General features: G+C 55.6%; 12 protein-coding genes. 6 read left to right on the plus strand and 6 right to left on the minus strand.

All coding sequences use genetic code 11. The features are described 5' to 3' along the window. Positions 1–61: 61 nt before the first annotated feature. From Q4501_RS05415 to Q4501_RS05435, 5 genes are all read left to right on the plus strand, one after another. Positions 62–394, plus strand: a complete 333-nt coding sequence (locus tag Q4501_RS05415) for a hypothetical protein (RefSeq protein ID WP_303594874.1) — start codon at positions 62–64, stop codon at positions 392–394. Positions 395–499: 105 nt separating this feature from the next. Beyond that, positions 500–1,189: a GMP/IMP nucleotidase gene (gene yrfG, locus Q4501_RS05420; RefSeq protein WP_303594875.1), complete on the plus strand. Its 690-nt coding sequence runs from the start codon at positions 500–502 to the stop codon at positions 1,187–1,189. Between the two features lie 41 nt (positions 1,190–1,230). After that, positions 1,231–1,638, plus strand: coding sequence for a ribosome-associated heat shock protein Hsp15 (hslR, locus tag Q4501_RS05425; protein ID WP_303594876.1), 408 nt, complete (start codon positions 1,231–1,233; stop codon positions 1,636–1,638). 57 nt (positions 1,639–1,695) lie between these two features. Then, entirely contained in the window at positions 1,696–2,550 is an 855-nt protein-coding gene (gene hslO / locus Q4501_RS05430; RefSeq protein ID WP_303594878.1) for an Hsp33 family molecular chaperone HslO, read from the plus strand. A 173-nt stretch (positions 2,551–2,723) separates the two neighbouring features. Beyond that, positions 2,724–4,256, plus strand: coding sequence for a phosphoenolpyruvate carboxykinase (locus tag Q4501_RS05435; protein WP_303594879.1), 1,533 nt, complete (start codon positions 2,724–2,726; stop codon positions 4,254–4,256). Positions 4,257–4,338: 82 nt separating this feature from the next. On the opposite strand, the gene Q4501_RS05440 is transcribed toward Q4501_RS05435, so the two are convergent. Next, entirely contained in the window at positions 4,339–6,402 is a 2,064-nt protein-coding gene (locus Q4501_RS05440) for a TRAP transporter large permease subunit (RefSeq protein WP_303594880.1), read from the minus strand. A gap of 39 nt (positions 6,403–6,441) precedes the next feature. Further along, the gene (locus Q4501_RS05445) at positions 6,442–7,551 is read right to left on the minus strand and encodes a hypothetical protein (protein WP_368497197.1); all 1,110 of its coding nucleotides are present in this window, start codon (positions 7,549–7,551) and stop codon (positions 6,442–6,444) included. 308 nt (positions 7,552–7,859) lie between these two features. On the opposite strand from Q4501_RS05445, the gene Q4501_RS05450 reads away from it, so the two are divergent. Next, positions 7,860–8,132 (plus strand): HU family DNA-binding protein, encoded by a 273-nt coding sequence (locus Q4501_RS05450; protein ID WP_303594881.1) that lies wholly within the window; start codon positions 7,860–7,862, stop codon positions 8,130–8,132. Positions 8,133–8,183: 51 nt separating this feature from the next. Here Q4501_RS05450 and Q4501_RS05455 read toward each other — a convergent pair whose 3' ends face one another. The 4 genes from Q4501_RS05455 to pyrR all read right to left on the minus strand — a co-directional run bounded on the left by Q4501_RS05455 (position 8,184) and on the right by pyrR (position 12,304). After that, entirely contained in the window at positions 8,184–9,233 is a 1,050-nt protein-coding gene (locus Q4501_RS05455) for a putative solute-binding protein (protein WP_303594883.1), read from the minus strand. 213 nt (positions 9,234–9,446) lie between these two features. Further along, positions 9,447–10,748 (minus strand): dihydroorotase family protein, encoded by a 1,302-nt coding sequence (locus Q4501_RS05460; RefSeq protein ID WP_303594884.1) that lies wholly within the window; start codon positions 10,746–10,748, stop codon positions 9,447–9,449. Beyond that, complete coding sequence (locus Q4501_RS05465) at positions 10,745–11,767, minus strand: aspartate carbamoyltransferase catalytic subunit (protein ID WP_303594885.1); 1,023 nt, start codon at positions 11,765–11,767, stop codon at positions 10,745–10,747. The genes Q4501_RS05460 and Q4501_RS05465 overlap by 4 nt, the downstream gene beginning before the upstream one ends. A gap of 27 nt (positions 11,768–11,794) precedes the next feature. Further along, complete coding sequence (pyrR, locus tag Q4501_RS05470) at positions 11,795–12,304, minus strand: bifunctional pyr operon transcriptional regulator/uracil phosphoribosyltransferase PyrR (RefSeq protein ID WP_303594887.1); 510 nt, start codon at positions 12,302–12,304, stop codon at positions 11,795–11,797. Positions 12,305–12,310 lie beyond the last annotated feature (6 nt).

A 12,310-nucleotide genomic window follows, 5' to 3' on the forward strand; every position in this document is an offset into this window, starting at 1 on the left:
TCCGGTGTTGGGTAAAAACAATCCAGCATTAACGGGGCCCAAAAGTTCAGGAGACAGACTAATGATCCGCAATATTTCACGCACCCTGGTGGCCACTGTGGCCGTCTGCCTGCTGGCTTTTTCATCCGTAGGCCACGCGCGCTCTATCGACGAAAGCCCGTCGGCATTGGCCATGGCTGGCGATGCTGTGTTTGTTCGCCCGGTGCTGCTGGCAACAACCATCGTAGGAAGTGCCGTGTACCTTGTATCGCTGCCTTTCTCGCTGCTCGGCGGCAATGCTGAAGAAGCAGGTGACGTACTGGTCGTCGGCCCGGCGAAAGCCACGTTCGTACGTTGCCTGGGCTGCACTAGTTCGGGTCGGAAAGCAGAACCAGTAGAACAGACTGGTAACTGATTTACCCCTGCAACACCGCCTTTGCATGACATCAGTACCATTCCGGCTTGCCTCAGGCCGGAATCTGCGGCAGCCTGACGAAAATTCTTCAGGCTGTTTTTGTTTATGATCAACTGGACCTCCCTCGAGACCGTGTTCCTGGACATGGACGGAACACTGCTTGACCTGCATTTCGACAATCACTTCTGGCTTGAGCATCTGCCCAAGCGCTATGCCGAGCAATACGACTTGCACCCGGGCGAAGCAAAAGACCAGCTGATCAGCATGATCATGGCCGAAAGGGGCACGCTCAACTGGTATTGCACCGACTACTGGAGTGAGCGGCTCGATATGGACATCACCTACCTCAAATCCGAGGTCGGCGACCGCATAGGTTACAGACCCCACGTAGCAAATTTTCTCCAGGCCCTGAAAAAAACCGGTCTACGGTCTGTGATCGTAACCAACTGCCACCCGGACCCACTGGAGCTGAAGCTTCAGCGTACCGGCCTGGAGAAATTCGTAGATGGCATTGTTTCCAGCCATCAACTGGGCAGGCCCAAGGAAGACATCGCTTTCTGGAAGGATCTACAGCGACTGGCGCCCTACAGCAGCGCAACCACTCTAATGGTGGATGACAGCTTCCCGGTGTTGGAAAGTGCCCGCTCTGCCGGAATTGCACAATGCCTTGGCATTCTCACTCCGGACAGCAAGCAAGCTGCCCGGGAAACACATCCCGAGATACCCTGCGTCCACCACTTCGATGAAATCCTGACAGCTATTCACCAGCAACGGCCCCTGCCATCTATCGGCTGAGAGCGCTATAATTCAGACATGTGCCCATCAGGTGAGGAGACATGGCGGCATCTACGTCAAACGATCAAAGGGTAAGGCTCGACAAATGGCTATGGGCTGCCCGCTTCTACAAAACCCGTTCACTTGCGAAAGAAGCGGTTGAGGGCGGCAAAGTCCACTACAACAGCCAGCGCTGCAAACCTGGCCGACTGGTAGAGCCAGGCGCAACGCTGACCTTGCGCCTTGGGTTTATGGAAAAGGTCGTGATTGTAGACGATGTAAGTGAACGCAGACGCGGTGCGCCTGAGGCTCAGAAGCTTTACCACGAAACCGAAGACAGCGTAAAAAAGCGGGAAGACCTCTCGTGGCAGCGCAAGACCATGCAGGCCGCCCAGTTACCACCAGCCAGACGACCTTCCAAAAAAGATCGTCGAGACATTCAACGATTCCGCGACCACAACGGTATCTGACCAAGACCGCTCAGCCGCCACCATCGATACAAGCACCCAGTTTTCAGGAGAACCAGCATGGCATCCCGCGATCAGTTCCAGCGTTTTATATTTGAACACAGCCAGGTGCGCGGAGCCTGGGTGCAGCTCAACGAGAGCTTTCGTGAAGTCACCAGCCAGGCACCCTACCCGGAGTCCATTCGCGGGCTGCTTGGAGAAGCCCTTGTCGCCAGCATTGTGATGAGTAGCAGCCTGAAATTTGAGGGCACCCTATCGATTCAGGCCCAGGGAGAGGGCCCGTTACGGACGCTGATGGCAGAATGCAGTCACGACCGCAAAATCCGTGGCCTGGCGCGATTCGATGAGCATGCGATAAGCGAGGAAAGCTTTCATAATCTGCTGGGCGACGGCCGCATGGCCATCACCATCACTCCAAATCAAGGCAATCGCTACCAGGGCGTGGTTCCCCGGGAACGGGACAGCCTCGCAGCCTGTCTTGAGGAATACTTCGAGCGTTCCGAGCAGATCCCCACCACCCTGTTCCTTTTCTCCAATGAAAATGGCGCCGCCGGCCTGATGCTCCAGCGCCTGCCCGGAGCTACGGACGAGGACAACGATCTCTGGGACCGTGTGAACCACCTGGCACGCACAGTCGAAGCCGATGAACTACTGGAACTGGACAGCGAAACCCTTCTGCATCGCCTGTTCAATGAAGAAACAGTGCGGCTTTTTGACGCTGAAAACGTGGCGTTTCACTGCAGTTGTTCCACAGAAAGAACGCTCAGCGCGCTTGAAGCCATCGGCAAAGAAGAGTGTTACAGCATACTGGAAGAACAGGGAGCCATAGAGATGGATTGCCAGTTCTGCCACGCACACTATCGCTTCGATAGGAATGATATTGACCATCTTTTCTCTGGTCATACGCTACACTAAACATGGTTACAGATTTGCGTCGGGGCCAGCAAATGCGCGGCTTCTGGAGCATTCGTTTTTTACCGGCGCCTCTGGCATAATAGCGCGCCTGAACTGACCCGATTGTTCAGTTTTCCGCCAATTCCCGGGGGCGGCCTGAGCAGTCACTAAGACATCCCGAGGGCGAGGTCGAAGTGAGCAACACTTATAATGATCTGAGTACAGCACAGCTGGTCGAACAAGCACTGGCGCGTAACGAAGGCCAGCTGGCTGCCAACGGTTCACTGGTTGTAAAAACCGGTGAACGTACCGGACGATCCCCTATGGATCGCTATATCGTTGAAGAGCCGAGCACCTCCGACGATATCCACTGGGGGCCGATCAACCGCCCGTTTGACGCCGACAAGTTCGACGCCCTGTGGGATCGCGTTGAAGCTTACATTGCTGAAAAAGACAGTTTTGTTTCCCTGGTTCACGTTGGCTCCGACCCCGAGCACTATCTGCCTGTCAAAATGACCACTGAGACTGCCTGGCAGAACTTGTTTGGCCGCAACCTTTTCATCCGCCCGGAAAATTACAACCAGGCCGATAAGCAAGAGTGGCAGGTTCTCAATGCTGCTAACTTCGAGTGCGTTCCTTCACGCGACGGCACCAACAGCGATGGCTGCGTGATTATTAACTTTGCCCGTCGAAAGGTACTGTTGGCCGGAATGCTGTACGCCGGTGAAATGAAAAAAGCCATGTTCTCCGTACAGAACTTCCTGCTGCCGGAAAAAGACGTGCTACCAATGCATTGTTCTGCCAACGTGGGTGAAGATGGCGAAACCTGCCTGTTCTTCGGCCTTTCCGGCACCGGCAAGACCACTCTCTCTGCCGACCCTCACCGTTTCCTGATTGGTGACGACGAGCACGGTTGGGGCCCTGGCACCGTTTTCAACATTGAAGGCGGCTGCTACGCCAAATGCATCGACCTGAGCAAGAAAAACGAGCCGATCATCTGGGACGCTATCCGTTTCGGCGCGATTGTTGAGAACGTTACCATTGATCCGGAAACCCGCGAGCCGGACTACAATGATGTTTCCCTGACCGAAAATTCCCGTTGCGCTTACCCGCTTGAGCACGTGGAAAAACGCGTTCTTGAAAACCGCGCAGGCGAGCCATCACACATCGTGTTCCTGACCTGTGACATGACCGGCGTACTGCCGCCTGTTTCCATTTTAAGCCGTGAAGGTGCTGCCTATCACTTCCTGAGCGGCTACACGGCGCTGGTTGGCTCCACAGAGATGGGCTCATCGTCCAAACTGAAGTCTACCTTCTCTACATGCTTTGGCGCGCCCTTCTTCCCACGTCCTGCAGGCGTATACGCTGAACTGCTCATGAAGCGTATCGATGAGTACGGCAGCAAAGTCTTCCTGGTCAACACCGGTTGGACTGGCGGCCCCCACGGTGAAGGTACCCGTTTCAGCATTCCGACGACCCGCGCCATCATCAGCGCGATCCAGAACGGCGATCTGGACGATGTGGAAACTGAACATCTGCCTACACTGAACGTAGATGTACCCAAGCATGTACCGGGTGTCGATTCAGGCCTGCTGAATCCGCGTAACACCTGGACCAGCACGGACTACTACGATGGCAAGGCTCAGGAGTTGATCAGCCAGTTTGTAGAAAACTTCAAGAAATTTGATGTTTCCGATGCAATCGTAGAGGCCGGACCCAAGCTCTGATTTTGCTTCACATGAAAAAGCGCCCTGCGAAAGCACGGCGCTTTTTTTGTAGCCCCAAGCCGCGCTTGCGCATTAAATGTCCTCAGGCGTAGAACAACAGCGGCACAAATGCCACAAGAATCAGCGAAATACCCATGGCAATCAGCGGCATGATGATGCGCTCATGGCGCTGATAGAAGGTACCCGTTTCCTGTTGTGCCGCCAGCACTTCAGCTTCCCCTACTACCTGCCTTGTCAGAAGGTGATTCAGGGCGACAGGTGGACTCAGGTAGCCCAACTCAAAGGCCACCAGGGTTACCATCCAGAAATGGATAGGGTGAATGCCGCTGGAATACGCAATCGTTGCCACTGTCGCTGTAACCAGAATAACGGCGCCAAAAGCATCCATGATCATCCCCAGAATCACCAGAATGACCACCATCAGGAGCATGGCAGACCAAGCGCTGTCGAACGACTGGGGGAAGCTCTGCATGATATCGGAGCGCTCAATCACGCCACCAATGCTCACAGACAAACCGAGTAGCAATAGCAGGGCACCAATCTCCGCCGTGGTGTCATTGGTAGCTCCACGCAAGCTGGGCTCCAGCCCTTGATGGTTAACCTCATCGGAGACCCTGCCTTTGCGGTTTCTCAGGCTTACGTGCTCATACACCAAAATGGCCAACATAATGACCGGCAACAACCGAGGTGCCGAGAACTCATCCATGCTCACATCCAGCGCATATCGGTAGAGAAGCACAACGCCAGCGATTACCAATATATAGGGAATCAAGGGCCTGAAGGCCCGAAGCATGGCCGGTAACGCCTGGGGTACCGGCGCCAGGTCAAACTGACTCTGGCGGTTTACGGTGAGCGCAACCAGGGTAAACATAACAGCCGTCAATACGAACACCCAGATACCCCACGCGAAGAGATCGTCGGTGGTGACTTCCCGGTTGAGGTAGGCAATAACGACAACCAACAAGCACGGGCGCAACACCACGCCGAGCGAGCCGGACATGGCAGTGGCCGCAAGTGCCAGTTGCCGGCGTGCTCCCGCAGCCCGCAATTCGCTATAGATAACAGCCCCCGCAGCAATCACAAAAATCCCTGAAGCTCCGGTATAGGCTGTCGGAATTGCTGCGACCAGCACCGCCACCACAGCCAGCATTTCCGGTGGCATACGCCAGGGCCGGAAAAGATTAAATACAAGTGTCGCCAGCCGGGTCTGTTTCAACATCATGCCAACCCATACATACAGGGCCACGTTCAGAAACATGTCCGCCAACTCCATCATCTTGCCCAAGTAAATGCCAATACCTGAGGCATGGCCAATCAGCGCAAAATAGCTTCCGGAAATCAGACACATCACTGTATATAACGGCACTGCCAGAAACGCTTTATTGAGGCTTCCACCGGGAATCAGATCTGAGGGCGCACGAATCAGACGATAGAGACTGGCCAGCGTGAGGCAGGCAAAACCGATCACCCAGAAGTTGTGAAGCAGGAGCTCTTCCGAGGAAACGGCTGTTTCAGCCCCCAGACTGGACTGCCGGAAAATCAGGCTGGAACCCAACAACATTGCATTGGCAATGGTCTGCAGCAGGTGGGAAACGGTGTAATCCAGACGAGTCTCCATGGCTCGCATGGCAATATGGTGGCGGGTAAGGGTTGCTGTTCCGGCGCACAGCATCACCAGAAGCACCAAGATATAGCGCTGGGACTCGAGGCCAAAAGCAATCAGATCGGCAATGAAAAGCTCCACTGCGCGATAAGCTTTAACTCCCGGCGTAAGCTGCTCTCTCTGATTGTCATAACTTTGGTGGGCGGTTTTGCAGTCGGCTACCGAGCGCTCAATGGCCAGCCGTACATCGGCGGGATCTCTTTCCTGAACACCGAGCAGCGCCGCCATCGGGTCGTCTTCAACAGTCTCTTGGGCAAGCTCCTGCGCCACAGCAGCCTCAATATCCCGTTCTGGATTACAGGTTGGTACAACCGGGTCCATACGAAGCTTGTAATAACCGCTCCAGAGCTGCTCTCCGCCCCGGAGCATCTGGTTATGGATATCACTGCTAGTGGAGAAAAGAACCACAGATAACAACAACAGACAGACCGGCAGCGATGAAAACCACTCCAGACCGCTACGACGCAAACCACCCTTGAACATAACTGGATACTCTATTTATTGCTCTGAAACCCTGGCGCGTTAAAGCAGGTCGTCCAGATCCATGGTTTCGATTGCTTGCTGTTGGTCATCCCAGAAAGTTCCAAGCTGCCCAAAAGGTGTTCGGTGGCCGGTGTTTTCTACCCACAGGCGATCAGAGAGAGCAACGACCATGTCGGTCGCCATCGCATCTACGAAGGCCCAGTCTTCGTTTACCGGTTGCGCATCAAGGGACTCCGCGTGCTGGCGGATAACCGCCTTCACTCTTTCTTCATCGCCTTTATTGGTCGCTGCAATGGCATGAAAGACATGACTAAGACGCACGCCCGCCTCTTCGCCTTGTTGGTCGGCCATAGCCAGCCGCTCAAAGGCATTTTCACCCTCGGGCAGTGCTCCCGGCATCATTGACCATACCGTTGCTTTGAGGGCCATAGGCGCCCCCCACCACTTTTCGTTTTCCAGGCAGTTTGTGGCTCGCGCCACGATTGATCCCACATCCTTGGGAACGCCGATAGCCGAGGTAGACTGAATTTCTGAATTGAGCGCCTGCAGGCCTGCGAGCAGGCCAGCCAGGTAAACGAACTCGTCCATATCATCATCAAAACCCGGGCACTCACCGGTGCCTGGCTCGCCGTAAAAAGCGTTGTGATGCTGCCAGGATTTCAGGTAGCGCCTGGATGCCTGGGCGTAGGCACGCTTCTGGCGGATCATGGCATCTTCAGCCGCATTGCCGTTTCTTTCATACATGGCTGCCAGGGCCGCCAGCTCATACTCACGCCCTTGCTGCTCGGCACACCCGCCGGCAGATAGATAAAGCATTACGGCAAGCTGGTCCGGCTCGCTGGTTACACGGCCAAAGGACATGAGTAGCGGCGCAGTCGCCTCACTCATGGCACAACCCATGTCCAGATCACCACTGGCCATCAGGTAAGGTATGGTGTGTTCACGAGAAAACCCCTGCATGACATCACCGGTGGTTTCATAGAGCATGTTGTTGACTGCGCCACACCCGGATAAAAACGAGCCGAGGGCAAGAGCGAAAATAAAGCGCCTGAGCGGGAATACCCGTCGCAAAAACCCTGGCACTATAGACTGCGAGCGGCGGTGATCCCGGAGTGAATACTCCGGAAGTGATTTCACGTAAGGCATCATGGTTTTTACACCTTTTGACGATTTGTATTGTTGTTCTGTCAGCGCTGTTGTCGCGCCTGTATTCTCGGCTCTGGATTTATATCTGTGCGTTTCTAGCTCGAAGCTCAATTTGTTACAGACTGTAACCAGAGCGGCATTATGGCCTACAGAGCCCGCGCTTTTTGAGACAGACACCGCAAATGACGCCTGTATGCACAGTTTTTAACCTCTCCAGGGTTTGCACAAAATGCTGCAAACCAGTATAGATTCATGCAGCCGCACGCCATTCCGGCTGCAGCACCCACAGACAAAAACAAAAAGGAATACCGATGCGAAAACCTGAACTTGCGGCGTCTATCGCCGACCACACTGGCCTTACGCGAGAAAAAGCCAGCGAGGTGATCAACGCCTTTACAGATCAGATCTCAGCGGCCGCTGCCAGGGGTGAGGACACTACCCTGATAGGCTTTGGCACTTTCAGCATTCGCGCACGAGAGGCGCGGGATGGCCGAAACCCTCAAACCGGAGCGTCTATTCGCATTCCGGCCAGCAAGACAGTAGGCTTTAAAGCCGGCAAGGCATTCAAAGACTCGTTTCGCTGAGAACCTCCCCCACCCGGTCTTACGGGTGGGGGAGTTCGGTATCACCGGGTATCAGCCGCCGGCCACAGAAGCGCACTCGGAACGAGTTGCATCAACACGGCAGCGAATAGCTTTCATAAGTTTGATCGCTCGTTCGTCGTAGATCCCGTCGTCCAACAATGACAAGCGTACCTTGCGTAGCATCTTGTCGTACTCGGCCGTATCTTCCTGCGGCAAATTCATCCACACGGTTTCGGGTATCTCAGCTTCTGCCTGGGCGATAATTTCGTAGGCTTCGTCGAGACGCTTGATGGATTCATCACGCACCATCTGGCCCGCAGATTCCGGAAAACGATCGCGGTGAATAATTACCTGGAAATTCATGTAGCCGAGCGCGTACTTCACAACGGCACCATCAGGCTGAACGCCCTTGTAGAGCTCCAGCGGCGTATAGGCAACGGCCGGCGCGTAGGCGAGATCAACGCTGCCGTTATTAAACTTGCCGGCAAAGTTGGCAGAGTTGGATCCAACCACTGATGCGCCCACGTGGCGCACCATTCGCACAGAGGCCTGGTCGTAATCGAGTGTTGCGATGCGCTTGCCCTGCAGCTTTTCAACAGAATCGATGCTGCGATCGCGGGTATGCAGATAAATTGCGCCACCCGGGAATACGCCAGCCACTTCGTATGGGCCATCAATCAGCAGTGGACGGGCTTTAGGCTGGCTAAGGGTGTTGTAAAGCAAGCGCATTTCGTCTTCACCAGGTACAGCGCCCATGGCTTCCAGACTACCGGTAAACCTGTTGAATTCGCGGGCGCGAGTACCGGTAAGCAAGACGGCGTCACACTGGCCAGCCTTGAAGTCTTCGGCGGCAACTTTTTCATCGGTGTAGGCGCTCAGGTTGAGTTTGATGCCATTTTTAAGTGCAACTGGCTGAAACGTCTTAGTGATCGCAAACAGTGGCCCGCTGGCTCCTACCGGATCAAAGACACAAAAGCTTCGCTCCAGAATGTCGGTGCTGGCATCCGCACTCGCCTGTGCGTGCCCGAGTGAAGGCAAGCCAAGGCAGACGCAGAAAGTAGCCGCCAAGGCCACCCGATGTGAGAAGGTTACTGGTTTCACGGGATGACTCCTGAATTATTATTGTCTGGTCGCAGCGCGCATAGGCTCGTCGGCCTTGTCACGTTTCGTTGCACCAACGGTACGCCGGCAGGCATAAGAATACGTTGGCACATGCGCCCTGTTTCAAGAGTTTTTCGGCAACAAATGGGATTATGTGATGGCGTCGACAGAGGTTGAACCACCTCTGCCGCACTTTCTGCCGGTATCAGAGCCTCATGAGCTCGCCCAGGCCTCCTGCCCATCTACCAGAGTGAGCCTTACCGTCCCGGTCAACGCTTGGTCCAGTATCGGTGCGTGGAGGCCTGCAGAGATCAAAGATTGGCAATCCGGGGTCCAGCAGGCCTCGGGATCAAACACACAAAGGTCCGCAATTTCATCATGGCTGATCGTTGCAGTGCGACCGATCACCGATGCCGGTCCAGAAGTAAGGCCACGCACCAGTTCCGTGAGCTTCAGCTCACCACGTTTAACCAGCAGCAGGCCCAGTGAAAGAACGCTCTCTACACTGGAAAGGCCAGGCTCGGTAGCCGGCAAAGGTGCCTGTTTGGCAGCGCTGTCATGGGGCAAATGCTGGCTAACGATCGCATCGATCACTCCCTCGCGAACACCTGCAAGCAGAGCCTTGCGATCCGCTTCAGAGCGCAGCGGCGGGCGCAGATGAAAGCGACTGTCAAAACCTGCAAGCGCGTCTTCTGTAAAAACAAGCTGGTGCATGGCCACGTCCGCTGTCACCGCAATTCCCCGGCGGCGCGCATCGGCAATCATTTCAACACTGCGCCCGCAGGAAAGCTGGCTCAGGTGTAGCCGTACGCCGGTCTCTTCCGCCAGCAAAAGCATTTCCATTACCGATGCGGTCTCCGCCACCTCCGGTATACCCAGAAGGCCAAGGCGGGCGGTAACCAGCCCATCATGAGCGTAGCCGTCCGCCGCCAGCGACTGGTTTTCCGGGCGGAACATCACGGTCAAGCCAAAGGTTTGAGCATAGGCCATGCAACGGCGGAGTATGCGCGCACTGCGTACGCCACGGGATCCGTTTCCAACGGCAACACAGCCAGCTGCAGCAAGGCCCGCCATATCACTTAGCATCTCCCCTTCCAGCCCCCGGGTTACTGCCCCCACGGGCAACACACGGATGGGTGAACTGGTAGCCGCACCGTCCAGAATAAGATGAGTAACGGCCCGGGAATCGTTAACCGGGGAGGTTTCCGGAGAGGCGCACACAGTCGTGTAGCCGCCCCTTGCAGCAGCGCGGGTTTCCGAGGCGATGTTGCCTTTCTGGCCATTGCCCGGCTCCCGCAGGTTACAACACAAATCCACGAAACCCGGCGTAATCACACAGCCGTCAGCATCAAGTGTCTGATCGGCTTCGGCTTTTAACGCCTCATCACCTGTGGCTGCAATGCGCCCGTTGCGCACCAGAAGGGCGCTGTTTGACGTTTCACTTTCATGGCCATCCAAAAGCCGGCCACCGATAATTTTCAGGCTGGCGCCGGAAGATTGCTTGAAACCACTCATGCCAGGCCCCGCTCTGTCAGTTCAGTCAATTTCTGCTGGCGCTCAGCTACCTGCCCGCCCATCGCCATGGACATGACAGCCATGCGAATTGCAATACCATTGGTCACCTGGTTCAGGATGACCGATTGCGGGCCATCCGCGACAGCCGACTCGATTTCCACGCCACGGTTGATTGGTCCCGGGTGCATGACAATGCACTCCGGATGCGCCAATGCGAGCTTTTCCTGACTCAACCCGTAAAGCCGGTAGAATTCGCGCTCGCTCGGCAGTAACGCACCCTCCATGCGCTCTTTTTGCAGGCGCAGCATAATCACCACATCCAGGTCTTTCATGCCCCTGGCCATGTCGTATTCAACCGTGCAACCGAGACTCTCGACGTCGCTCGGCAACAGTGTGCCCGGCGCAATAACACGGATCTGTTCGGCACCCAGCTCATTCAGTGCACGGATCTGGGAACGCGCGACCCGGGAGTGCAGAACATCCCCTACTATGGCAACTTTGAGGCCCTCAAATGTCCCCTTATGCTGACGAATAGTGAGCATGTCCAACATGGCCTGGGTGGGGTGGGCGTGGCGGCCATCACCGGCGTTGATGATCGCTACTCCCGGGGTAACACTTTCCGCAATGAAGTGTGGTGCGCCGCTCTGGGCATGGCGCACCACAAACATATCGCTGGCCATGGCTTCGAGGTTCAAAAGGGTGTCGGAGAGGGATTCGCCCTTGGACGTCGCAGAGGTGTTGATATCAAGGTTGAGTACATCCGCAGAAAGACGTTTGGCGGCAAGCTCGAAGGTGCTGCGGGTGCGGGTACTGGACTCGAAAAACAGATTAACTACCGTTCGCCCCCGCAGCAGAGGGACCTTCTTGATGCGTCGCTCACCCACCTCGATGAACGAATCTGCGGTGTCGAGAATGTCCGTTAGCAGTTCCCGGCCCAGACCGTCCAGAGTCAGGAAATGCCGCAACTGCCCGTCCCGGGTTAGCTGCAAATGGTTGGGGGAAGTTGCGTTCGCGATCATGGTTTGCCTGCTATCGGGTTCGGGGGGTTATTGTGCGGTTTCCTGGAGTTCGATCCTGAGTGGATCCGGTCCGCGAAGTTTCACGCGCTGCTGCGCCGCAAGCTCCAGTGCCTGCCCTGATACATCAGGCTGAATCGGCAGTTCCCGTGCACCAAGATCAATAAGCGAAGCGAGTATGATACTGGCCGGCCGGCCATAATCGAACAATTCATTCATGGCAGCACGAATGGTGCGGCCACTCATGATGACATCGTCGACCAGTATGATATCCCTGCCTTCCGTATCAAACGGCAGACTCGAAGGTGTGACCTTCGGGTTCAGGCCAATACGGCTGAAATCATCCCGATAGAACGAGATGTCCAGCTCCCCGAACGGTTCTTCAATCCCAAGGCGCTTACCGAGGATATCCGCCACCCAGACGCCACCGGTGCGAATCCCGACAAGCACCGGCGACTCAATATTCCGTTCTTTTAGCAGGCGACGTAACCCTGCTTCCAGCTTATCCATTAACTGGTCTATATCAAGCAATGCGCTCATTAGGTT

This window comes from Marinobacter sp. 2_MG-2023 (assembly GCF_030546935.1).
Lineage (GTDB): Bacteria > Pseudomonadota > Gammaproteobacteria > Pseudomonadales > Oleiphilaceae > Marinobacter.

Excerpts from the sequence above, each read along its gene's own strand:
- Q4501_RS05415 (WP_303594874.1), top strand. The coding sequence starts at position 62 with ATGATCCGCAATATTTCACGCACCCTGGTGGCCACTGTGGCCGTCTGC.
- Q4501_RS05460 (WP_303594884.1), bottom strand. The coding sequence starts at position 10,748 with ATGAGTGGTTTCAAGCAATCTTCCGGCGCCAGCCTGAAAATTATCGGT.
- Q4501_RS05465 (WP_303594885.1), bottom strand. The coding sequence starts at position 11,767 with ATGATCGCGAACGCAACTTCCCCCAACCATTTGCAGCTAACCCGGGAC.
- pyrR (WP_303594887.1), bottom strand. The coding sequence starts at position 12,304 with ATGAGCGCATTGCTTGATATAGACCAGTTAATGGATAAGCTGGAAGCA.
- hslO (WP_303594878.1), top strand. The coding sequence starts at position 1,696 with ATGGCATCCCGCGATCAGTTCCAGCGTTTTATATTTGAACACAGCCAG.
- hslR (WP_303594876.1), top strand. The coding sequence starts at position 1,231 with ATGGCGGCATCTACGTCAAACGATCAAAGGGTAAGGCTCGACAAATGG.
- Q4501_RS05445 (WP_368497197.1), bottom strand. The coding sequence starts at position 7,551 with ATGATGCCTTACGTGAAATCACTTCCGGAGTATTCACTCCGGGATCAC.
- yrfG (WP_303594875.1), top strand. The coding sequence starts at position 500 with ATGATCAACTGGACCTCCCTCGAGACCGTGTTCCTGGACATGGACGGA.
- Q4501_RS05450 (WP_303594881.1), top strand. The coding sequence starts at position 7,860 with ATGCGAAAACCTGAACTTGCGGCGTCTATCGCCGACCACACTGGCCTT.
- Q4501_RS05440 (WP_303594880.1), bottom strand. The coding sequence starts at position 6,402 with ATGTTCAAGGGTGGTTTGCGTCGTAGCGGTCTGGAGTGGTTTTCATCG.